We start from the raw sequence: 23512 nt of genomic DNA on the forward strand, positions 1-23512 counted from the left end.
GCTACATCCCCAACCCGGCGCCGCCGTCGATCATCAGGCTCTGGGCCGTGACGCCGGAGGCCTCCGGGCTGACCAGGTAACGCACCATGGCGGCGACTTCGTCAGCCTGGATGAAACGGCGCAACGGCAGCTTTTTCTTGGCATTGCGCAGGATCTGCTCCTGACTGATTCCGGCAATACTGGCTTGAGTCGCCAATTCGCCTTGAAGCATTGGCGTATCAATCCAGGCTGGCAAAATCGCGTTCACGGTAATCCGGCGCGGTGCCAGGTCCAGCGCCAGTGCTTTTGTCATGCCGATAATGCCGTGCTTGGAGGCGCAGTAAGCGGTGTTGCGGACCTTGCCGATGCGGCCCAGGATCGACGACAAATTGATGATTCGCCCTCGGTCCGCCAGCAGTGGCAGGCACAGCGAAGTGACATAAAAGGTGCCGTTCAGATTGACCGAAATCACCTTGTGCCAGTTGTCCAAGTCCTCCGGTTCGTTCTCGTTGCAGACACCGGCGCTGTTGACCAGGACATCGATGTAACCGAGGCGCACCGACAGGTCGTTGAATAACGCTTGCACGCTCGCAAGGTCGGCGATATCGACGCCATGGGTTTCGATGCTTGCGGCAAATGCCCCGTTGCCGACCCAGCTTTGTAGCTGGGCCAGGTCACGGTCCACCAGGATCAGGCGATGGGCTTCGTCTGTGGCGAAGTGTTCCGCGACTGCGCGGCCGATGCCGTTGGCGGCACCGGAAATTAAAAAAGTTCGAGATGCGCTCATGGCATTTTCAACCCGCCATTGACCGACAACACTTCGCCGGTCATATAGGTGGCGCGGTCGGCCAGGTACAGCACGGCCTCGGCGATATCCCCTGGCACGGCAAAGCGCTTGATCAGCAGACGCGACTGGACCTCCTGCTCGTGGGTTTCGAGCAAGGCGGCGGTCATGTCGGTGCTGACGATCCCCGGCGCCACCGCGTTGACGCGGATATTGCGCGGCGCCAATTCGACCGCCAGGGCACGTGTCAGCGCCTCCACACCTCCCTTGGCGGCGGCGTAGCTGCTTTGGCCTTTGCCAGGCTTTTGCGCCGCCACCGAACTCAGGTTGATGATGCAGCCTTGACGCTGGCGCATCATGCCGGGCACCACCTGTTGGCAGCAGAGCAGTGTGCCGATCAGGTTGGTCTGGATCACCTCACTGATGGCCTCGACCGAGAGCGTTGCCAGCAAACCATCCCGAGTAATCCCGGCGTTGTTGACCAGGAGGTCGATGCGTTCGAAGCGTTGTTCAACCTGTTCGAAAAACGCCTTGATGCTGTGGGCGTCGCTGATGTCGCACTGCGCGGTAAGGCATTCGCCGCCCATCTTTTCGACTTCATCGCGCACCGCCAGGGCCGCCGCTTCGTCGCGCACGTAGTTGAATGCAACCCGGTAGCCGGCCTCGGCCAGTGCCAGGACAACCGCTTTGCCGATGCCGCGACTGCCTCCGGTGACTACCGCTGTTTTAGTGGTCATGGCCGTTCCTTAGAGTGAGTTGTGGGTCTTGAACTGCGCCAGGCCAAAGCCATGGATCGCCGCCAACGCACGAATCTGCTGCACTTGTTCGCGGCTGATGTCGCCGTAGGAGTAATGCTGGGTAATTCCCGCAAGCCCCATCAGCACCGACTCGGCCATGCAGGCATACAACTGGCCCTGTTTCAGGTAGGCCCGCACATTCGGCGCGAGCCCGTCGTCGAACGGCGTCTGGACAATGCCACCGTGCATGTACAGCACGTCGCTGCGCTGGGTGCCGATCGCTTGGTCAACGTTCAGCGGCACGGCGATGTCGCAGATCACGCTGTGTTCGGCGAAATGCCCAGCGTCGAGAAACGGCTGCGCTGCGTTTGCCGCACACAGCACGATGCGTGCGCGCTTGAGGGCTTGCAGGTCATCGGTGACGGTAATGAAGGCGTTGGCCCCCAGGCGTTCTTGCACCAGGCGCGAGACCTGCAGGCCCAACTGCGAGCTGCTGCCGAAGTCCTTTAGCAGCGCGTGAATGCCGTCGATGTCGAGCAGGCGCTGCGCCAGCAAGTCGTCGCTGGCCGTGCCCTTGAGAATCGAGCGGGCCGCGTCGGCGTAAATCAGATGGGCGGTTTTTTCCAGACGGCGCAGCGAGCCATCGCGGCCGCTGCCAATCAGGATCACGTGGTCGACAGCGGCTGACAGCAGCGACGCATAGGTCGACGCCACGTTACCGGCCGCGCCGACCACGGCTGCCGTTTGTGCGTGCAACTCAAGCCCCTGTTGTTTGCAGCCTTGCTCGATGGCCTCAAGGCCCATGCCGATGGTCAAGGCGTTACCGGACGTCAGCGCCATGTCCGGAATTTTCAGGGCCTGGCAGTTGTTGGTCACGATGGAGGTGTACATCCCCAACCCGGCAACGCGGTAGCCATCGGCGCGTGCGTCCAGGATGCGATTGCCGACTTCTTTGCGAATCACATCGAGATCGCCGCTGATGATGTAGTCCGCCATGGCGTTGGAGTCCATGCACAGTGGGTACAACGTGAACTCCACGGCCATGCCCAGCTTCGAGCGGATCACCACCGGGCCCACGGGGGCCGCCCGGCGTTCCGGTGCGGTGCGTTGCATGAACACACATTTTTGTTCGGTGCTCAGTTGGCCGAGTGAGGGATCGACATCACCGAGGATGTCGGCATCGATCAAGTGATTGATAAAGGCCACGCGGGCGACGATGGGGGTGTCCTGCGGGGCGTTGGGCAGGGCGTTGACCTGGAAGCCGGTGTCGCGCGGCGCGACCGCCGGGATCAGGTCATTGCAAATGGTAGCGGCCAACGGGAACGCATCTCCGCGTTGCAGCATGTCGCAGACCTTTTGCAGGGCTTTGATCAGCCCGTCGATCTCGGCGAATGTGATGCAGGCGGGCGGCTCCAGGCGGATCACATTGGAGTTGCTGCCCGAAGGCGCCACGCGCAGGGCTTCAAACTGCAACAGGTAGCCGGCAATCAGGTAACCCAAGGCGTCGTTGTACTGGGCTGAAGCCTGCACCAGCGAGCTGTTGGTGCTTTGGTCGTGCAGCTCAAAGCCCAGCAACAGGCCGCGGCCCCGCACATCGGCGATCACCCCTGGGTAGGCCGCCTTGAGCTCAAGCAGTGAGGCCTTTAGGTATTCGCCCTTGGTGTGCACGTCCTTGAGCATCGCTTGGTCATCGGCAAACAGACGATTGAGCGCCGAGAGGGCGATGTGGCAAGAGGCATCGTCTTCGGCGAAGGTCGAGCTGTGGATATAGCTGAAGTCTTTTTCATAGTGGCTGCTGCGAATCACGGTGGCCGCGATCTTCATCAGGCCACCGCCCAGCGCTTTGGACAGGCAGTAGTAATCGCCTTGCAGATTGAAATGACTGCTGGCCAGGAAGGTGCCGGTCCGTCCGAAGCCCGACTGCACCTCGTCGATAATCAACGGGCACTGCTGTTCGTTACACAGGCGACGCAACGCCCGGTAAAAATCAGTCGAGAATTCGATGATGCCGCCTTCGCCCTGGATCGGCTCCATCAGTACGGCGGTGATCGCGCTGAACGCATCGCGCTTGACCAGCAGTTGATCCCCGCTCCATTGCAGGCTCAGCCAATGTCGGGTGTGGCGCGCGGGCAGCTCCTGAAGTTGATGGGGTTGCTGGGGGTCAATGAACTCCACGTTCAGGCCGAACCGCGCGAACGGCTGGCGATACTGGCGGCCGTACGTCAGTTGCACAGTGTTGACCAGCTTGCCGTGAAAACTACCGCGCAAAGCGACAAAGACCGGCTCGACATGCAATTCGGCGAGGTTGTGCTGGCGCACCGCTTCAACCACCTGGCGCACCGTGGCCGTGTTCAGGTGCGCGGGCAGCAGGCCTGCCGGCAAGTCGAGGTCAGCGACATCCACTTCGCGGTAGGCGCGGTCGCTGGAGGTCAATTGGGCCAGGGTGAAGTCGAGTTCGTCGAACTGGCGTTGCAGGTTTTTCTGACGACGAAACTCGGCATGCTTGACGGCAATTTCGACCGCTTCGGCACCACTGTTGGAAAAGGTCGAAATGTATTGTTCGTTGTTCTTCAGCTCGCGATTGAAGGCTTCGCTCAACGCGCGCGCTAGGGCTCCGGCCGTGCCGCGGATCGACATCTGGGCGTTAAAGGGCACGTCATTGCGCAACAGTGTGCAGAGCTGTTCGACAAACTGCGGGTCGTTGTGACCAAACAACGCCGCGCCATAGCCACCGAGAAAATCCGTCACGGTGACCTCGTCACCCTTGCGGTTGCGGTAGAACAATCGACTGCCCAGTGCGCGTTTGAACTCACACTCAAGCCCCAGGGCCTGGAGCAGATCTACAAACTTTGGGCGAACAAAATCACGGTAATCCATCACATCCATGTCCTATAAAAGAGGAGGGTGTTGTACAAAAAACGTCAGGCGTTATTGGCCTGCTCGCTGTACTTCAATTGGTAACAAGCGCTGAAACCGTTGTCGTCGCGGTTGAGCACCAGGCACTCGGTGAGCGTCGTTGAATAGGGAGCGCCCATCACAAAGGGCAGGTGCGCGGCCACGGGTTGGCTTAGCCCGGCAATCGGTGGCACACGCTGGGCGAGCAGGGCGCAGCGGGCCAGGATCAGGTCCGCCAGGCTGGGAGCCGCACTGAGCAGGCCGGTCACCGGCACGCCACTGGTGATGTGGGCGCCGCCGGTGCGGCCCAGTACGTGGCTCAATTGCCGATCTTTGTCGGGCGTGCCGGTGCCAGTGCACACCAGCAGATCGGTTGGCTGGTCTGGCAGGTTCAGTGCCTCGATAGAGACATGGGCGGTCATTGTTTGCAGGCAGACCTGGGGTTCATCCCCCAGATCCTCGCGACGGCGCAACACCAGGGCTGCCGCGCCTTCACCTGCGATACCGCCCGTGCCTTGCGCGTCGAAAGCTCGCAGGGTCTCCGAGCCGTCCGCACTGATGGTGCCGGCCTGTACCAAGGCGCTGAGTGCCAGGGCATCGAGTTCGCTGCCCGCACCGACAATGATCGCTACATCAATGCGCCCGCTCTGCAACGCGGCACAGGCTTCACGCAAGGCTGCCAGGTTGCCGGAGACGCCCTGCATGTAGGCGTTGCATTCACACTCCAGCTTGAGCGCCAGGCTGGTCACGCCCAGCAGGATATTGCTCAGGCCCTTGAGCACCAGGAACGGATCCTGCGCCCGCTCCTGCAAAATACGTCGGGCCAGCAGGTGCATGTCTGCCCCTTCGCCCTGGCGGCATTCGTGGAGCAATTCGCCGTAGGACGCCAGAGAAGGGTGGGTGTATCCACCCTGGCAGCAATAGAGCCCATAGGTCAGGCCGTCTGCACCGGCTGTCAGGTCGGCATCGGCCAGTGCCTGACGAACCGCGCTGACACCCCAGATGACGGCGGGCGTGCAGTAGCGTTGCAGGTTCTGCGCGAGGTCCTGACGACTGCGTTGATGATCGTCATAGTGGATCTGGCCAAAGGCCGTGACCCGCTCGCTGTGAAACTGCAAGGAACGCAATGGCTTGATCCCGCTGCGCGACTCGCAGGCCGCAGTCCAGAACGCGTCCACGCCCCATCCGCTGGCCAAGACACAGCCGCTGCCGGCGATAGCGATGGGTGTTTGTGCGGCACTCATTGTGCGTGCTCCTGGTATTTGCCCAGCACCAGGCAGGTATTGAGCCCACCGAAGCCGAATGAATTGCTCAGCGCCACGTCAACTCGGCGGTTGACCGTCTGATGGGCGCAGTAGTCCAGATCACAGTCGTCGGCGGCGCTGTGCAGGTTGAGGGTCGGGGTAATCCGGTCGTGCTGGCAGGCCAGTGCGGTGACGATGAACTCGGGTGCGCCAGCGGCCGCGATCAAGTGCCCGAACTGGGACTTGTTGGCGCTGATTGCCAGCCGTCGATAGTGCTCGTCCTGGGCGAATACCGACTTGATGGCCAGGGTTTCGGCGGCATCGTTGAGCGGGGTGGACGTGCCGTGAGCGTTGATCAGGTCCACCTGTTGCGGGCGGATGCCGGCATCGTGCAAGGCGGTCTGCATCGCCAGGGCGGCGCCTCGCCCTTGCGGGTCGGGTGCGGTGACCTTGTAGCCGTCCAGGCTGCTGCCAAACCCCAGCACTTCGGCATACGGCGCGGCGCCACGGGCAAGGGCGCTCTCCAGGGTTTCGAGCACTACAAAACCACCGCCTTCGCCAGCAACCAGGCCGCTGCGATGGCGATCGAATGGACGGCAAAGCCCTTCGCCCCAGCGTTGCTCGCTGCTGGCTGCGCCCAACAGGTAAAGCGCGGTCATGGTGTCCAGGCTCAACACCGAGTCGGCCCCGCCGGCGACAGCGACGTCGACTTCACCCCGGCGGATCATCTGGAAGGCATTCCCGATGGCCTGGGACGCCCCGGCGCAGGCGCTGCTGATGTTGATCACCGGACCTTCGCAACCGCTGTCGTCAGCGATCACCCTGGCCAGCCGGTCGTTGCTCTGGCACAGCGAGTGGGCCGCACTGACCTGGTCAGCCTTGGCCATCAAGTGGCGCCATGCAGGGCAAGCCTGCTGCTCGCCGGACACGGTCAGCAGCATGTCCTGAATGTTGTGGGCCGGTGCGCCGGACGCGCACAGTACGGCCGCATCGCGCAGTTGTGCGGCGCTCAGGCCGCTGTCGGTGATCGCTTGGCTGGCCGCCACCCAACCCAACTGGCTGCGTTTTTCCAGGGGCATCTGCCAGGCGCGATGGCCTTTCAAGTAGTCCGGCAGTTGGCGGGTGTCTACTGGCGCGGCGTAACGCACCGGGAAGCTACCGTCGGCCACGCCTTCGGGTTGCCATGGGCGGATGCAGTGCTCACCGCGCAGCATCTGCGCCCACATTGATTGCCATTCGAAACCGAAACCGGTCACGGCACCCAGGCCGGTTATCACAATCCTTGGTGGGCTCATGCCTGTTTCTCCATGGCTTCTTTGGCCAGTAATACGGCGCCCCAATGGCCCGCACGGCTGTGATTGAGCAGCAATGTGTAGCCATCGCGCTGGTCGTGAAGGGTCAGGGCGATTTCAGTCAACAGGGCGCTTGCTCCCAGGTCGCCGGTCATGGGCCGGGAGCTGTGAAGCGTCGCCTGGGTGTCTGCGAGCAGAAGCGGCAGGAAGGGGGTGTCCGGCGCGGCGACGACGTGTGCTACGTCGCGCAAACCTACTTTCTCTCGGCTTAATGCTTGTTGGATGACCTTGTGCGCCACGGCGTTCGAGCGTTCGGGGCAAGCACTGTAACCACGGGCGAACCCGGCGATGCGCAAGGCGCCGTGGGTTGGCGTGCACGACGTCAGCAACAGGCACGCTGCGCCTTCCCCATAACGATCCGGCGCCGGGAGTGCAGGCTGTTCGGTGCTGTCGCGCAGGTACAGCGCAGGCGAGAGGTTCGGGCTACTGCTGACCACAACCCCGGCGTCGGCCCGGCCACCGGCGATGTGTTCGAACGCCTCAATCAGCGCATCGACTCCCGCATTTCCCTGTGAGCAGAAACCGCCCATCGGGCCACGGCAGTGCAGCGCCTCGGCTACATAGGCCATGACGCTGCTGTTGAGCATCATCAGTGCGTGCAGCGGCGGGGTATAAGCGAAGAGTTGTGCGAGCAGTGCGTCCGGTTGTTCGGCGATGGCCTGCACGGCTTCCCAGCAGGAACTGGGGCCGTCCACTTCCGGAATGGCGGCCATCAGCGCCACGCGCTCGCCAGGCAGGTGCAAGTCATTCAACGCGCCGGCAAGCTGCCCGGCGCAATACAGCAAACGGGCGCCCTGAGGTTCGACGCTGCGTTGAATCTTGCGGTCGAACACCGTGGTGGGCAGTCGCGGTACGGTCACGGGATAGGCCAGGTGGTCCGGGGCAAAATCCAACGGCTGGGCAGCCCGCACCGGGCCATGTAAATCGGCGCACTCAGTGCCTGCGTGGTTGAACACCGACGCAGCGATCAAGTAGACGGGTTTTGTCTGGAGGCTGTTCATTTCATGCATTTCCCAACACCAGCGAACTGTTGACGCCGCCGAAACCGAACGAATTGGACAGCACCACCTTGATGGGCTGTTGCTGGGCTTCGGTCAGGAAGTTCAACTCAGGGAACTCGGCATTTGCCGGGTCATAGTTAAGGGTGGGGAGCAGCACGCCTTGCTGCAGACTCATCAGTGACAGCACCGCCTCAATGGCGCCGCTGGCCGCCAGGGAGTGGCCAATGGCCGATTTGTTGGCGGTGAATGTCATCGTGCTCACGGCGGTGCCGAATACCCGCTCAATCGCCAGGGCTTCACTGCGATCGTTGGCCTGGGTCGAGGTGCCATGGGTATTGACGTGATCGACGGCGTCGCAGTCCAAGCCGGCATTCGCGATGGCGGCTTGCATGCAGTGGGCGTAATGGCTGCCATCGCGGCTGCTGGAGGTGATTTTCTGCGCTTCGCAATAGTTGGCGTAACCCAGGACGCGGCCGATCGGGCTGGCCTTGCGTCGTTCGGCATGTTCCCTGGACTCCAGCACGATCATTGCCGCGCCTTCGCCGAGGACGAAACCGCAGCGGTCGTTCATGAACGGGCGGCTCTGTTGTTCGGCAGTGAGGTCGGCCCGCTGGCAAATGGCACCGAGGCCGTCGAAGCTGTAATAGGACAGTTCATGGGCCATCAACTCAACGGCGCCACAGATGGCCAAGTCGATCTCGCCGCGCTCAATGGCGCGAAACGCACTGCCGATCGCCATGGTGCCGGCCGCGCAGGCATCGGAATGGGTGCTGATATGGTCGCGAATGCCGAGCAGGTTGGCGATGTGCCAAGTCTGCTGATCAATCCGTCGAGCAAACGGGCCGCCCGCCAGTGTGTGCTGATCCAAGTAGCGATCAAGGTCGACGCTGCCGGCGTCGTCCATATAGCGGCTGGCCTCTTGCAGGTCACGGCTCACGCAATGCTTGTTGGCGCCGAGGAACACACCGCTGGCCGCGCGGGAGAAGTCCGCGGGAACCAGGCCGGCCTGCTGGAGCGCTTGCCTGGCAACAAACTCCGCGAGCAGGCACTGACGGGGCAGTGGCGTGGCGCCCACCGCAACCTGAGCGCCAATGGCGTGCCACTGATCGTGATCGATATAACCTGCGGCGTTTACCGCAAAACCCAGCTCGGCAAACACCGGGTGTTGACGAATGCACGACCGCTTGGAGCTGATCTGCGAAAACAACGTTGCAGCGTCCAGTACCGTGGGCGCTACCAGCCCGTAGCCTGTGACTAAAACCTCTCGCGGCCCCATGAAAAACTCCTAGGCCGTTTCTGGCAAACGGGACGCGGCAAACTGCTCTACCAGTTGGCGAGAAATTTCGTCGCCTTCCAGCGGCGTCAGTCGCGCACTGCAACCGCCGCACACTACTTGGCGACGCTCATTGAGACGTGCCTGCTCGGCGTTGCACTCAGGGCAGGTGGCGGGCAAGTGGTCAAACATCCGGTAGCACTGTTCGGCCCAATTGCGCACGGTCGTGGCCGCGAACACATCTGCCGGCTGCATGCCTGGACGCAATTGGCCGGGCGCAAATGCGCTCAGGCTTTGCTCCAGAAGGTCCACGCCGGACTGGGTGATACGGCCTTTTTCGACCAGCTCGCTCACGTCGCCAAACACCGCTACCGCATGGTCCAGCACGCTGGTCTTGGGCAATGTGCAGCCGTAATGGCGACCTAGCTGAAAACTCAGGTCGACGATATCCAGGGAGTCGGCATTGAGGTCCTCGACGATGCTGCTGTGTTCGTTCACCTCTGTGAGGTCCATCACCAACAGCTGCGCGAGGATTTCGCGGGTAGTGGTAATGACGCTGTTCAAGTCCAATGGATTGTTCATCGGCTATCTCCCTATAACGCGTGAATGGGGGCTAAGCAGTGGCGCTGAGGGGCCATTTGCTTGAGGTGATGTGTGAAGGCGGCGCAGCGTAAACCCTCCCCTGAGGGGGAGAGTCAATGTGCCATTACCCTTTTTTGTCGGACAATCGAACGCGTCAAAAGCCAGATTAGGCTTTTGAATCCATTCGATATTCTGTAGCCTTGCGCAGCTTCACTTTTAGCCGTGCTTGATGAACACAATCACTTCGTCCGGCGGCGCCCGAAGGGCTCCAGAGCCGGTGGTACACTCGACTTTCGCGCTACTGCGCCTGCAGGTCTTGCGAACATGACGCAGATATCTGAACGCCTACTGGTTCAAGCCCACCTCGACGCCAAGCAGCCCAAGGCCCTCAGCGCCGATGAAGAGGCGAGCCTGCGTGCCGCCATCGCCGCCGAGCTGAAAGCTCAGGACGCGGTATTGGTTGCCCACTTCTATTGCGATCCGGTGATCCAGGCCCTGGCCGAAGAAACCGGCGGCTGCGTCTCCGACTCCCTGGAAATGGCCCGCTTCGGCGCCGCCCACCCGGCCAAGACCGTACTGGTCGCCGGTGTGCGTTTCATGGGCGAGACCGCCAAGATCCTCACCCCCGAAAAACGCATCCTCATGCCAACCCTGGAAGCCACGTGCTCCCTGGACCTTGGTTGCCCGGTCGATGAATTTTCGGCGTTCTGCGACCAGCATCCCGAGCGCACGGTGGTGGTGTATGCCAACACCTCGGCGGCAGTTAAAGCCCGAGCCGATTGGGTGGTGACCTCCAGTTGCGCGCTGGAAATCGTCGAAAGCCTGATGGACAACGGCGAGACCATCATCTGGGGACCGGACAAGCACCTGGGCACTTACATCCAGCGTCAGACCGGTGCCGACATGCTGCTGTGGGACGGTGCCTGCATCGTCCACGAAGAGTTCAAGTCCAAGCAGCTCGAAGACATGAAGGCGCTATACCCCGATGCAGCGATCCTGGTGCATCCGGAATCGCCGACCGCGGTGATCGAACTGGCGGATGCCGTAGGTTCTACCAGCCAACTGATCGCTGCGGCGCAACGACTGCCGAACAAAACCTTTATCGTCGCCACCGACCGCGGCATCTTCTACAAGATGCAGCAGCTGTGCCCGGACAAGGTTTTCGTCGAAGCGCCCACGGCCGGTAACGGCGCGGCGTGCCGCAGTTGCGCGCATTGCCCGTGGATGGCGATGAACACGCTGGAGCGCACGTTGCAGTGCCTGCGTGAGGGCAGCAACGAGATTTTCGTCGAGCCGTCGGTGATTCCTCACGCTGTTCGACCGCTCAAGCGCATGCTGGATTTCACTCAGGCGGCGCGCCTGAAGCTGGCGGGCAACGCCTGAACCGAGGCGAGCTCGGTTAAAAATGTGAGAGGGGGCTTGCCCCCGATGACGGTGTATCAGTCAATAGAAATATTGAATGTAGAGCCGCTATCGGGGGCAAGCCCCCTCCCACATGTAGATCTTTAATTAAGAAGGGTTTTATTTCTTTTGCTTCGGGATGCGCACTAACTGGGTGTCCGAATAGATGTCATGCCAGCCGCGTTTCTGTTTATCGAACAACGCCCAGATAAACCCCAGCCCCACGCACAACCACGACGCAATCGACACCACAAAGCGCAACAGCGCCTGCCACAGGCTGATGCGCGAGCCATCGGCGTTCTGCACGCGCACGCCCCACACCTGCATGCCCAGGGTCTGCCCAGAATGGGTCCAGAACTTGGCGAAGAAACCGAACAGCACAAAGAACAGAATCGTCGACAGCAGCGGGTCGCCGTCCAGGGCACCGGATTCGGTGAGGGTGCGCATCCTGGCTTCGCCTAGAAATGCCATCCACACCAGCTTGTAGATAAATGCGGTGACGATCAGCAGGGCGGTGCACAACAGGAAGTCATAGAACATCGCTGCCAGGCGACGGCCCAGGCCAACGGCGGGGAATTCGCCTTGGGGGCTCAGCAGGGGTTTGGACATGGCAGGATTCTCTGAGGAAAAAACGCATTTTACGGAATCGCGTCCATAAAAAAGCCCCTGATGTCATATCAGGGGCTTTTTGTCGCAGTAAGGATCAACCTTCTGCTTGTACTTCGTCAGCCTGCATGCCTTTTTGGCCCTGCACCGCAACGAATGTCACTTTCTGGCCTTCTTTGAGGCTCTTGAAACCGTTGCCCTGAATAGCGCGGAAATGCACGAACAGATCCGGACCGCTTTCTGGAGTGATAAAACCAAACCCTTTTTCGTCGTTAAACCACTTGACGGTACCGCTCTGACGATCAGCCATTTTCTTATTTCCTTGACGCTATAAATTAATGACAGCCCCTTTCACATGAAAGAGTACTGGGCTGGGTTGCAGGAAAGTAAGAGACGTCGAACGGGTTGTAGCACAACTACTTCAGCTACTGCCCAGGTCCAGGTTCCAAGCGACCCATGCAAACACAGTGGGCAAACTCTACGCCAACTAATAGAGAAAAAACAAGCCCTGCAAAACCCCATGTTTTGCTCGGCCTCATGACACTTCGTTGAATAATGTAGAGCGGACTTATTCGATAGATTCGCTCACTTGTTATAGCGGTACACCTATAACAATAACTATCGTGAATGCACTGTTTTATGGCGGTTGCGTTACAGATTAGTGCACGTTAACGCAACCGCGTTACTTATAGGAACAGTCAATCAACCACGATAGTAACGCTGTGGCACGAATGGCATTTTACTTACACGAAGCGGCACCTTTTTCCCACGCACCAACGCAGAGACTTCGGTATCCAGTGCAATGAATGCGCTGTCTAGGTAACCCATGGCCAAAGGGCTGCCGAGGCTTGGGCCAAAGCCGCCGCTGCAGACGCTGCCGATCACAGTGCCGTGCTCATCGACAATTTCTGCCCCTTCGCGCACCGGAGTGCGTTCCTGGGGTAACAGGCCGACGCGTTTGCGGCTCACACCGGTCTGCTGCTGGGTGAAGATTCGGTCGGCACCCGGGAAGCCGCCGGCACGTGCGCCATCGGCACGGCGGGCCTTGGAGATGGCCCACAGCAGGCTGGCTTCAATGGGTGTGGTCTCGGTGTTCATGTCGTGGCCGTACAGGCACAGGCCGGCTTCCAGGCGCAGGGAGTCGCGGGCGCCCAGGCCGATGGCCTGTACTTCGCTCTCGGCCAACAGGCTGCGCGCAAGGCTTTCGGCATTGGCCGCAGGCACGGAGATTTCAAAGCCATCTTCACCGGTATAACCGGAGCGGCTGACGTAGCAGTCCACACCCAGCAGGCGCAGGGAAGCGAACTGCATAAAGGTCATCTTGGTCACTTCCGGCGCCAGGCGCGCCAGCACCTTCACCGCTGCGGGGCCTTGCAGGGCAAGCAGGGCGCGTTCTTCGAACAGCGGCTCGATGGTGCACTGATCACCAATGTGTTTGCGCAGGTGCGCCAGGTCCTGGTCCTTGCAGGCGGCGTTGACCACCAGGAACAGTTCGTCGTTGCCCAGGTTGGCGACCATCAGGTCATCCAGGATGCCGCCTTGTTCGTTGGTGAACATTGCGTAGCGCTGCATACCTACCGGCAGGTCGATGATGTCCACGGGCACCAGGGTTTCCAGGGCCTTGGCGGCATTGGCACCGGTCAGGCGGATCTGGCCCATGTGGGACACGTCAAATAACCCGGCGTGTTCACGGGTGTGCAGGTGTTCCTTCATCACACCCAGTGGATATTGCACCGGCATGTCATAGCCGGCGAAGGGCACCATGCGTGCGCCCAGTTCGATGTGCAGGGCGTGCAATGGGGTTTTCAACAGGGTTTCGGTGGACATATTCAGCTCCTGAAAAACGTGCTGCCGCGCCTTTAGGCGTCAGCACTCGATAATGTTGACCGCCAAACCGCCACGGGCGGTTTCCTTGTATTTGCTTTTCATATCGGCACCGGTCTGGCGCATGGTGCGGATGACCTTATCCAGCGAAACGAAATGCTGCCCGTCGCCGCGCAAAGCCATGCGCACCGCATTGATGGCCTTCACTGAGCCCATGGCGTTGCGCTCGATGCACGGCACCTGAACCAGGCCGCCAATCGGATCGCAGGTCAGGCCGAGGTTGTGTTCCATGCCGATCTCGGCAGCGTTCTCCACTTGGGACACGCTGCCGCCCAGCACTTCGCACAGCGCCCCGGCAGCCATGGAACAGGCCACGCCGACTTCGCCCTGACAACCGACTTCGGCGCCGGAGATCGACGCGTTTTCCTTGTACAAAATCCCGATGGCGGCGGCGGTGAGCAGGAAGCGCACCACGCCGTCTTCGTTCGCGCCTGGGATAAAGCGCATGTAGTAATGCAGCACGGCCGGAATGATCCCGGCTGCACCATTGGTGGGCGCCGTGACCACGCGTCCGCCGTTGGCGTTTTCTTCGTTGACCGCCAGCGCGTACAGGTTGACCCAATCGAGCACCGACAACGGATCACGCAGCGCCGATTCCGGGTGCTTGCACAGTTGGCGATGCAGCGCGGCGGCACGGCGTTTGACCTTCAGGCCACCGGGCAAAATCCCTTCATTGCGACAACCGGCGTCAACGCAGTCCTGCATCACCTGCCAGATTTTCAGCAGGCCAGCGCGGGTTTCCGCCTCAGGGCGCCAGGCACTTTCATTGGTCAGCATCACTTGGCTGATGGACAGGCCGTAAGTGGCGCAATGGCCGAGCAAGTCCTTGGCGTGCTTGAAGGGGAATGTCAGTGGCGTGGCATCTTCGACAATCCGGTCGGCACCGGCGGCGTCTTCATCCACTACAAAACCACCGCCGACCGAGTAGTACTCGCGGCTGCGAATCTGGATGTTGGCAGCGTCGAAGGCACGAAAAATCATGCCGTTGGGATGGTAGGCGAGGGGCTTGCGAATCATCGCCAAGTGTTCTTTCTCGTTGAACGCAATGCTGTGTTCGCCGAGCAGGTTCAAGCGGCCATCGCTGCGCATCTGTGCCAGGCGTGCGGCGACGGTTTCAGTGTTCACGGTGTCCGGGTGTTCGCCTTCCAGGCCAAGCAACACAGCCTTGTCGCTGCCGTGACCTTTACCGGTGGCGCCGAGGGAACCATAGAGTTCCACCTTGATGCTGCAGGTGGTGGTCAGCAGGTTGTCACGTTTGAGGCCTTCGACGAATCGAGCGGCGGCGCGCATGGGGCCGACGGTGTGGGAACTGGAGGGGCCGATGCCAATCTTGAACAGGTCGAACACGCTTAAAGACATGAGTGGTTCTCCGGTTTCTTATTATGTTTTGGGTGTGCTCGGTCAGTGTGGGAGGGGGCTTGCTCCCGATGGCAGTGCGTCAGTCAACAGAGATGTTGAATGTAAAACCGCCATCGGGAGCAAGCCCCCTCCCACATTTGATTGAGTTCAGCCTCAGGTTACGCGTAGCTCTCGATTGAAGGGCATGCGCATACGAGATTGCGATCACCAAACACGTTGTCGACCCGACCAACCGGCGGCCAGTACTTGCCTTCGATCAGCGAAGCAACCGGATACACCGCCTGTTCACGGCTGTAGGGGTGGCTCCATTCGCCCACCAGTTCCACCGCAGTGTGCGGAGCGTTCTTGAGTGGGTTGTCGTCCTTGTCCAGTGTGCCGTTTTCCACTGCGCGGATTTCTTCGCGAATGGCGATCATCGCGTCGCAGAAGCGGTCCAGTTCTTCTTTGGATTCACTTTCCGTCGGCTCGATCATCAAGGTGCCGGCCACCGGGAACGACATGGTCGGTGCGTGGAAACCGAAGTCGATCAGGCGCTTGGCCACGTCATCCACGCTGATGCCGCTGCTGTCTTTCAGAGGGCGCAGGTCGAGGATGCATTCATGCGCCACCAGGCCGTTGCTGCCGGTGTAGAGCACGGGGTAGTGCTCTTCCAGGCGGCGGGAGATGTAGTTGGCATTCAGGATCGCCAGTTGCGAAGCGCGCTTCAGGCCCGCGCCGCCCATCATGCTGATGTACATCCAGGTGATCGGCAGAATGCTCGCGCTGCCGAACGGTGCCGCACAGACCGCGCCTTCCTTGCGCTCCATGGCCGCGTGGCCCGGCAGGAATGGCGTGAGGTGGGACTTGACGCCAATCGGGCCAACGCCCGGGCCGCCACCGCCGTGAGGAATGCAGAACGTCTTGTGCAGGTTCAGGTGGGACACGTCGCCGCCGAACTTGCCCGGGGCGCAGAGGCCGACCATCGCGTTCATGTTAGCGCCGTCGATGTACACCTGGCCGCCGTTGTCGTGGATGACGCCGCAAATCTCGCGGATGCCTTCCTCGAACACGCCGTGGGTAGACGGGTAGGTGATCATCAGTGCCGCGAGGTGATCGCGGTGCTCGATGGCCTTGGCGCGCAGGTCTTCAATGTCCACGTTGCCACGTGCGTCGCAGGCGGTCACGACCACGCGCATGCCAGCCATGTTGGCGGTGGCCGGGTTGGTGCCGTGGGCCGAAGACGGGATCAGGCAGATGTCGCGGCGTTCTTCGCCACGGCTCTGGTGATAGGCACGAATGGCCAACAGACCGGCGTATTCGCCTTGGGAACCGGCGTTCGGCTGCAGCGAGATCGCGTCATAGCCGGTGGCCGCGCAGAGCATGGCTTCCAGGTCGGAGGTCAGTTGCAGGTAGCCGGCGCTTTGTGCGGCCGGTGCGAAGGGGTGCAGGGCACCGAATTCGGCCCAGGTCACCGGGATCATTTCGCTGGCGGCGTTGAGCTTCATGGTGCACGAGCCCAGCGGGATCATGGTGCGGTCCAGGGCCAGGTCTTTGTCTGCCAGCTTGCGCAGGTAGCGCATCAACTCGGTTTCGGAGTGATAACGGTTGAACACCGGGTGGCTGAGGATCGGCGACTGGCGCAGCAGCGCGGCCGGCAGGGTGCTCTCAGTTTCCGCGAAGGCTGGCAGGGCCTTGCCGTCGGCGAAGATCGCCCACAGGGTTTCGATATCGGCTGGGGTGGTGGTTTCGTCCACCGACAGGCCAACACGCTCAGCGTCCACCACACGCAGGTTGATGCGCTGGGCGCGGGCCTTATCGTGCAGGGCGGCGGTGTGGGCGCCGGTGTTGAGGGTGAGGGTGTCGAAGAAGTGTTGCTGCTCGACCTTCAGGCCCAGCGCGGTCAAGCCCTTGGCGAGGATCGCGGTCAGTTGGTGAATGCGCTGGGCGATCTGGGTCAGGCCTTTAGGCCCGTGGTACACGGCGTACATGCTGGCGATGTTGGCCAGCAGCACTTGGGCGGTGCAGATGTTGCTGGTGGCCTTCTCGCGGCGGATATGTTGCTCGCGGGTCTGCATGGCCAGGCGCAGGGCCGGCTTGCCGAAGCGGTCAACAGACACACCGACCAGACGGCCCGGCATGTCGCGCTTGAACGCATCCTTGGTGGAGAAGTACGCCGCGTGAGGGCCACCGAAGCCCAGCGGCACGCCGAAGCGTTGCGCGCTGCCGATGGCGACGTCGGCGCCGAATTCGCCCGGAGGGGTCAGCAGGGTCAGGGCCAGCAGATCGGCGGCCACGGCTACCAATGCGTTGGCGGCGTGGAAGCGTTCGGTCAGTTCGCGGTAGTCGAACACGTCACCGTTGCTGGCCGGGTATTGCAGCAGGGCGCCGAAGAACGGGCTGACGTCGGTCAGTTCACGCTCATCGCCCACAACCACATCAATGCCCAGCGGTTCGGCGCGGGTACGCAGCACGTCGAGGGTCTGCGGGTGACTGTGCACCGAGGCGAAGAAGGCGTTGCTGCCTTTGTTCTTGCTCAGGCGTTTGCAGAAAGTCATGGCTTCGGCAGCGGCGGTGGCTTCGTCCAGCAGCGAGGCGTTGGCGATCGGCAGGCCGGTGAGGTCGCTGATCAGGGTCTGGAAGTTCAGCAGCGCTTCCAGGCGGCCTTGGGAAATTTCTGGCTGGTACGGGGTGTAGGCGGTGTACCAGGCGGGGTTTTCCAGCAGGTTGCGCAGGATCGGTGACGGCGTGTGGCAGTTGTAGTAGCCCTGGCCGATGTAGGTCTTGAACAGTTGGTTCTGGCTGGCGATGGCCTTGATCTTCGCCAGGGCCTCGGCTTCGCTCAGGCCGTCTTCCAGGCCGAGCACGCTGGTGCCCTTGATGCTTTCCGGGATCACACTGGCGCTCAGGGCTTCCAGGGAGTCAAAGCCCAGGCTGGCGAGCATGTGCTGCTCATCTTCCTGGCGCGGGCCGATGTGGCGGGCGATGAATTCGTTAGCGGTGCTGAGATTGATCGTCATGGTGCGCTCCTCAGGCTTCAGCGTTGGCTTTGATCAGGCGGTCGTACGCATCCTGATCCAACAGCTTAGCCACTGCGTCGGCATCGGCCGGTTTAAAGCGGAAGAACCAGCCTTCGCCCATCGGATCTTCGTTGACCAGTTCCGGGCTGCCATCGAGCTTGTCGTTCACTTCGAGTACTTCACCGTCCAACGGCATGTACACACCGCTGGCAGCTTTTACCGACTCCACGGTGGACGCTTCGGCGCCCTTGTCATAGGTCTGCAGCTCAGGCAGTTGCACGAAAACCACATCACCCAGCGCGTTCTGCGCAAATGCGGTAATGCCCACGGTGACGCTGCCATCGGCTTCGGCACGCAGCCATTCGTGATCTTCAGTAAAACGCAACTCGCTCATGGAAATTCCTCAGGGCCAGATTCGTCTGGTGGACGGGATTGGAATAATGGGAGTTACTTAGCAAGATCGCGGCCAATGTTATTAATCACTTATAAATCAATAGCTTAATAATTTTGGCTGCGACATTGGCCACGGCGGCTGTAGCGATTTCGATACAGTGCGGTGCGCGAAAAAAAGCCTATGTGGATCAAAGCCTTGCATGGCGCGTAAAAAGCAGGAGTGTAGCGATATCGTTCCACTGTAGCGCTTTCAGTACGGTGAAGGTCGCTTTCAGCCCTTTGTGCAAGATAGATGTACTGCTTTGGGCGTTCCCTGACGCTTTAACGTGCCGTGATCTCGTTATCAGGATGCATCCCATGCGTGCTTCAACTGCAAATTCTCCGGAGCTCACCCAGGCGCGGATGTCCCGCGATTACTTATCCAAAGTGTTTGCCCATCGCTTGAGCCTGACCGCTGTGGCCCAGTCCATGATCCAGGGCTGGCTGGAGGAGCGGTTCGTCGGTGCGCGCCTGCGGGCGCACACTGGTTGGATCGGTGTGATACAGGCTGGCGGTGGTTACACACAGCTCATCACGTTGAGCGATGCGCTGATCAAACGCTGCATGAGCGGCGAAGCGCTGAACTACACGCCAGGCCATCATCAACTGCTGGCTCGCTCGGGCGAGCGGGTGTTCGAGGCGGTGACCGACGCGATCACCGTGGACGACATCGAGCAGATGCTCAACGCCCTGGCCCCCGGTGTGCTGGAGGGGTTTGCCGAACGGTTGGTGGACTACTGGAACGAGCGCGTGTCGGACGGTTCGGCGCACAGTCGCTGGGACGCGGTCGGCCGCCAATTGCGTGCGTGCCTGATGACGGCGCGGCAGAACCCGCCACTAAGCTCGGAGCACGCGCGCGCGCTGCTGGGGCAGGGCGATGAACATACCCAGGTCTGGAGCGACCGCGCGGATCGCGAAGCGTTGGGCCAGCCGCATGTATTGCGGATCTATCAGGTGTTTGCGGTCCAGAACGAACGCCAGGGCGAATGGCTGCCTTTGCTGGTGTTGCAACGTCAGGTGCAGGGCCAGCGTGTCACGCTGCTGTACGTCCCGGCGCTGAACCTGCTGACGCTCGATAACCTCGACGCGTTGGGCAATCTGTTGCCGCGCTATATGAACCACTATTTGCCCGGGGTTCCCGTCCACTGGGTGCTGCGCGAGCCCGAGGGCAACGTGTTCGATGCCCTGGCCCAGACGTTGCTGGAGCGCCAGTTGCGCAGCCTGTATCGGGTCGATTGGTCGGCACTGCCGGAGATTGGCAGCTATGAACAGTTGTTCATTTCACTCACCTCACCGCTGGCCTGGTTCGACCCCGACGCACTGCAGCAACCCCACGAAGAACAGTTGCCGCTCTGGTTGCAACTGGCCGGCAGCTCAGATCGTCTGGTTTATGGCCAGTGGCTTGAGCGCCTGCAGCAAACCACCGGTGGCGCATCATTTCTGGATGGCCTCGACTCAATAGATGTCTACGCGCGCAACGCCCTGCGCCGGCAAATGCGCCTGGACCGCCCCGGCCAGGCGATCATCGATCCGGATGATTACCAACTGACCTTCGAGCGCACCCAGGGCGGCACCGTTGGCTGGACCCAACGCACCGCCAGGACCTTGACCCAATGGTCACTGGAAAACCCCTTCGTCACGGCATACGCCAGCGTGCAGATCAGCCATCAGACCCAGTCGGAAAGCGTACCCGGCTGGCTGACAGCTGCGTACCTCAAGCAACTGATCGAACGCGTGGACGTGGGCAAGCACTATCCGACGCTGCTTGAGCGCGCGTTGATTTCGGACCCGGTGGACTGCCCACGTCGGCGTCGCTTGTTTGTTGATCAGATGACGATCCAACTGCCCATGCGCGCCTTTGAAAACAGCCTGCGCCGGCGCCACGGTTTTACCCGGACCGGCGCCCTGGTGGTGCGCACGATGCTGCAGGAAGACCCGCTCAAGCGTGTGCTCAGTGGCGAGGTGATTGTGGCGCGGCCCCTGGCGTTCCTGCTCCATGCCGGCGGGCGTGCCCACAAGGCGGACAACCTGTTTGTGATCGGCCCGCGCGATAACAGCCCGCTGCCCCACATTCTTTATCGGCCGGATCACGTCGACGCCGTGTTGCAACAATTCCCCAGTCGCCAGGCGCTACTTGATGAAATCGCCCGCGTCGACAGCGATCTGCAGCGCCTGGTGCTGCAACGCTTGCCGGACGCCAGTCGGGCGTTGTTCGGCAATGGCGGTTTTCTGCGGCCCCACGTTCAGCGTTTTCTGCCGGGGGATGAATACGACGCGCAGCCCACTTCAAGCCCGGTCCTGCTCAGTGATGAAGTGATAACCGGTGATTTTCTGGCGGTCGTGTTCGATGAAAACGCCCACAGCCTCTGGCAACTGGCGGTGAAGCAGTCGGCGTCCAACGAGGCGTTGCGCTGGGCCGTGTTCAAGAATGATCTGTGGCAATTGTTCAATGCGCTGCTGCCCATGATTCGCGGGCGGGTGGCGGTCGCGGGCTGGCTGTTTCAAACCTTCAAGACGTTTCGCGCGGTCCTGGCGCTGCCGCCAGACGCCAGCCAGGAAGACGCCGCCGCTGCCCTCACCGAACTGATCGGTAGCCTGGCCGGGTTGCTCCTGAGCCCGGTGGTCAAACTGGATGAACGTTTGGGCCTGAGTGCGAGCAAATCCGTCACCACCGGCACGGTGCACACCACGGACGTCATCCCGGTCGGCCACGTTCGCCAACCAACGTCGACGTTTGCCTGGCCGCGTTCGCTCGCGGATATCACCGCCATGGATTATTCCTGGGCTAATTCACGGCTCAAGCTCAATCCGCAGCAGCAGGCAAAGCTTGAGACCTTCCAGTGGGCGCCTGGTCGGGGAGAGCGTGGGCCCGACAGGCCCGCGGTGTTCTCGGCCGACAGCCCGGTGCGCGGCCAGGTCCAGGTGCTGCGCGACGGTGGCGCTGCGAGCCAGGAAAACTACACGTTGCTCGACAGCAAGGTATACGGCGTGACGGCAGTGGAAGGTGGCTGGCGAATAGCTGATCTCAGGGATCCCCAGCGCCTGGGGCCGTGGCTCAGGAAAAGCCCGGATGACGTATGGAAAGTCGACCTCGGCCTGCGCTTGCTCGGTGGGCAGAAGAGAAGCCCGGCTGCGCGGCGCTATGCGCAAGTCGAGCGCAAGAGTCTCTTGATTAAGGATGAGTACGACGCGGCTGTCGCTGAACTCATAGCGTGCGAACGCAAAGTGAAGGCAGCCGAAAGCCTGTGCGAAAAGGCCCATTCAAGCGCTGAAGGGCAATTTACCGACCAGCACCGGCGCGATGCCAGGATGCGCTTTTTGGCGGAAATGGAAAAACAAGAGGGCGCGCAACAAAAACAACTCAATCTGCTTATCCGCAAGAACAGCATTAAGCCCATGGATGGTTTTGAAAGAGAGCATTGCGCGCAACTGAAGACCATGCTGGAAACCATGCGCCGACGCATGTACGTATTGACCTTCAATCGTCGTGAGGAGCAGTTGCCACCAGCGCGCATAGAGCAAGTGACCGCGCAGTTTGAGGATGCTGACGTGACGGTGTCCCAGGCCGCCGAGCGTGTGCTGAACGAAGAAGCGCATAAGATCGGCGAGTTTCAGCAATCCATGGTTAACCTGAGCTTCTGGGAACGGGTGTTCTACCAGCGTTTGCAGGGTATACCTGGCTATAAATCCTTCGTCGGCGACTTGGCGCCTTCGTCCTATGGTGCGCCGCTCGACTGGAGGACGCTGCAGTTGCAGACCCTCAAACAGATGATCTGGCGTCGACGGCCGACGCCCGAAGAACACGACGATTGCATGCGGGTCAAGGGGGCGATCGACGAGGCGATTCAATCGGCCCAGTCGCAAAAAACCATTGATGAAGCGGGCGTGCTCAGTGTGCAGCAGCGCATTGAAGGTATTCGGGCGATTCTGCACGAGTACGCCAGCACCCTGGCGATACTCGCGGAGTACCGCGAAGCACTGCCGGAGGTGATTCACAGCGACAATGAAGTGCCTGTGGAGTCGACAATCCTCAGTCTGGATCAAGAGTCCCGAATATCGTTGGCCAAACTGCTGCGCGAGCAGGAGAGTAGCCCCCAGGCCACGGCATTGCGACGCCCTGGCGCCGATCAACGGCTGGTCCGTGACTCGAAAAAACGCTACCAACTGGGGCGGGTGCGTGCGCGTACGCCGGATTCGGGTGAAGAGATCGTCGACCTGATCAGCCCGGTTGATCAGCGCGTGGTGGTCAGTTTGCAGGAGCGGGCCGGTTCAACTGAGTTCGAAGCGATTGCCGAGGCGGCGCCTGTTGTGCCGCGTCCTACACGTTCCCTGGAAAACCTCAAGGGCGACGCCCGCCGTTTGTTGCAACGCGAACCCATGGTGCTGCAACAGGCGCGCAACGAGGCGCTCGGCAATACCCCGCCGGAGAACGTTGAGGCGCGGCTGACGCGGCAATCCGCGACCGTCCGGGCGGTTGCCGACAAGTTGCGCAAGGCGCTGCCAGCCGCGCCCGATGTTGTGTCGCAGACGTTGTTGGATGATCTGGAGAAGGTCGCGCGGCGGTACCTGGAACAGGGGCGATTGTTGCGCATCGAGATGATCAAGCGTATGCCGCCCAATGAAAGCGGGATCGCCTGGCTTCATGCTCAAGACCAACTGCAGATCGTGCGCATCGAGGGGCGTATTGCCCTCAAGCGCGTCGATGATTTTTTGCAGGAGTATGTGGTCAAGGACAAGCAGGGCAGGGTGCTGGCGTACGCGCACTTTCATTATTTGACGCCCACCGCAGCGGATGCCGATTTCAAGGCCGGGCATCTGAAACTTCCGGAGCAGCGCTTCACTAGTTTCCGCAGCCTGGCCGACAAGACCGATTCGGATGTGGTCGCGATCTATTACTCGCGCATCAGCGCGCCCATGGCCGAGCGGCTGTTCTTTCGCGCAACTGACTCGGTCAAGCACCGAGGGCGGCGGGCGTTCTGGTGACGAT

The 23512-nt window shown here is 61.2% G+C and carries 16 protein-coding genes; 2 read left to right on the top strand and 14 right to left on the bottom strand.

Features of this window, described 5'->3' with window-relative positions:
* Position 1 precedes the first annotated feature (1 nt).
* From AOA61_RS22820 to AOA61_RS22855, 8 genes are read right to left on the bottom strand one after another with little or no spacing between them, the layout of a single operon-like run.
* Positions 2 to 766: an SDR family NAD(P)-dependent oxidoreductase gene (locus AOA61_RS22820; protein ID WP_095185758.1), complete on the bottom strand. Its 765-nt coding sequence runs from the start codon at positions 764 to 766 to the stop codon at positions 2 to 4.
* Positions 763 to 1500 carry a 3-oxoacyl-ACP reductase family protein gene (locus AOA61_RS22825; protein WP_099602768.1) on the bottom strand — a complete coding sequence of 246 codons (738 nt, stop codon included), beginning with the start codon at positions 1498 to 1500 and terminating at the stop codon, positions 763 to 765. Before AOA61_RS22825 ends, AOA61_RS22820 begins: the two co-directional genes overlap by 4 nt.
* Before the next feature lie 9 nt (positions 1501 to 1509).
* Positions 1510 to 4377 carry an aminotransferase class III-fold pyridoxal phosphate-dependent enzyme gene (locus AOA61_RS22830; protein ID WP_099602769.1) on the bottom strand — a complete coding sequence of 956 codons (2868 nt, stop codon included), beginning with the start codon at positions 4375 to 4377 and terminating at the stop codon, positions 1510 to 1512.
* A 44-nt stretch (positions 4378 to 4421) separates the two neighbouring features.
* A complete protein-coding gene (locus tag AOA61_RS22835; protein WP_099602770.1) occupies positions 4422 to 5639 on the bottom strand; it encodes a beta-ketoacyl synthase N-terminal-like domain-containing protein in 1218 nt (405 codons plus the stop codon).
* The gene (locus AOA61_RS22840) at positions 5636 to 6934 is read right to left on the bottom strand and encodes a beta-ketoacyl synthase (RefSeq protein ID WP_099602771.1); all 1299 of its coding nucleotides are present in this window, start codon (positions 6932 to 6934) and stop codon (positions 5636 to 5638) included. Before AOA61_RS22840 ends, AOA61_RS22835 begins: the two co-directional genes overlap by 4 nt.
* Positions 6931 to 7992, bottom strand: coding sequence for a beta-ketoacyl synthase (locus AOA61_RS22845; RefSeq protein ID WP_233896887.1), 1062 nt, complete (start codon positions 7990 to 7992; stop codon positions 6931 to 6933). Before AOA61_RS22845 ends, AOA61_RS22840 begins: the two co-directional genes overlap by 4 nt.
* Before the next feature lies 1 nt (position 7993).
* Positions 7994 to 9268, bottom strand: coding sequence for a beta-ketoacyl-[acyl-carrier-protein] synthase family protein (locus AOA61_RS22850; RefSeq protein WP_099602772.1), 1275 nt, complete (start codon positions 9266 to 9268; stop codon positions 7994 to 7996).
* 9 nt (positions 9269 to 9277) lie between these two features.
* Positions 9278 to 9847 carry an acyl carrier protein gene (locus tag AOA61_RS22855; protein ID WP_032890945.1) on the bottom strand — a complete coding sequence of 190 codons (570 nt, stop codon included), beginning with the start codon at positions 9845 to 9847 and terminating at the stop codon, positions 9278 to 9280.
* A gap of 324 nt (positions 9848 to 10171) precedes the next feature.
* Here AOA61_RS22855 and nadA point away from each other — a divergent pair, with 324 nt between their 5' ends.
* The gene (gene nadA, locus AOA61_RS22860; protein ID WP_032890946.1) at positions 10172 to 11230 is read left to right on the top strand and encodes a quinolinate synthase NadA; all 1059 of its coding nucleotides are present in this window, start codon (positions 10172 to 10174) and stop codon (positions 11228 to 11230) included.
* Between the two features lie 138 nt (positions 11231 to 11368).
* Here the strand turns inward: nadA and AOA61_RS22865 are convergent, their stop codons facing one another.
* From AOA61_RS22865 to gcvH, 6 genes are all read right to left on the bottom strand, one after another.
* Positions 11369 to 11857, bottom strand: a complete 489-nt coding sequence (locus tag AOA61_RS22865) for an RDD family protein (RefSeq protein WP_032890948.1) — start codon at positions 11855 to 11857, stop codon at positions 11369 to 11371.
* Between the two features lie 94 nt (positions 11858 to 11951).
* Positions 11952 to 12164 carry a cold-shock protein gene (locus tag AOA61_RS22870; protein ID WP_014339904.1) on the bottom strand — a complete coding sequence of 71 codons (213 nt, stop codon included), beginning with the start codon at positions 12162 to 12164 and terminating at the stop codon, positions 11952 to 11954.
* Positions 12165 to 12556: 392 nt separating this feature from the next.
* Positions 12557 to 13681 (bottom strand): glycine cleavage system aminomethyltransferase GcvT, encoded by a 1125-nt coding sequence (gene gcvT, locus AOA61_RS22875; RefSeq protein ID WP_099602773.1) that lies wholly within the window; start codon positions 13679 to 13681, stop codon positions 12557 to 12559.
* Positions 13682 to 13720: 39 nt separating this feature from the next.
* Positions 13721 to 15097: an L-serine ammonia-lyase gene (locus AOA61_RS22880; protein WP_032890951.1), complete on the bottom strand. Its 1377-nt coding sequence runs from the start codon at positions 15095 to 15097 to the stop codon at positions 13721 to 13723.
* 158 nt (positions 15098 to 15255) lie between these two features.
* Positions 15256 to 18093: an aminomethyl-transferring glycine dehydrogenase gene (gcvP, locus tag AOA61_RS22885; protein ID WP_099602774.1), complete on the bottom strand. Its 2838-nt coding sequence runs from the start codon at positions 18091 to 18093 to the stop codon at positions 15256 to 15258.
* A gap of 10 nt (positions 18094 to 18103) precedes the next feature.
* A complete protein-coding gene (gcvH, locus tag AOA61_RS22890; RefSeq protein WP_032890954.1) occupies positions 18104 to 18487 on the bottom strand; it encodes a glycine cleavage system protein GcvH in 384 nt (127 codons plus the stop codon).
* Between the two features lie 356 nt (positions 18488 to 18843).
* Between gcvH and AOA61_RS22895 the strand changes: the two genes are divergently transcribed.
* Positions 18844 to 23508: a hypothetical protein gene (locus AOA61_RS22895; protein WP_143521239.1), complete on the top strand. Its 4665-nt coding sequence runs from the start codon at positions 18844 to 18846 to the stop codon at positions 23506 to 23508.
* The last annotated feature ends 4 nt before the right edge of the window (positions 23509 to 23512 follow it).

Source organism: Pseudomonas sp. 2995-1 (assembly GCF_002742505.1).
Taxonomy (GTDB): Bacteria; Pseudomonadota; Gammaproteobacteria; order Pseudomonadales; family Pseudomonadaceae; genus Aquipseudomonas; species Aquipseudomonas sivasensis.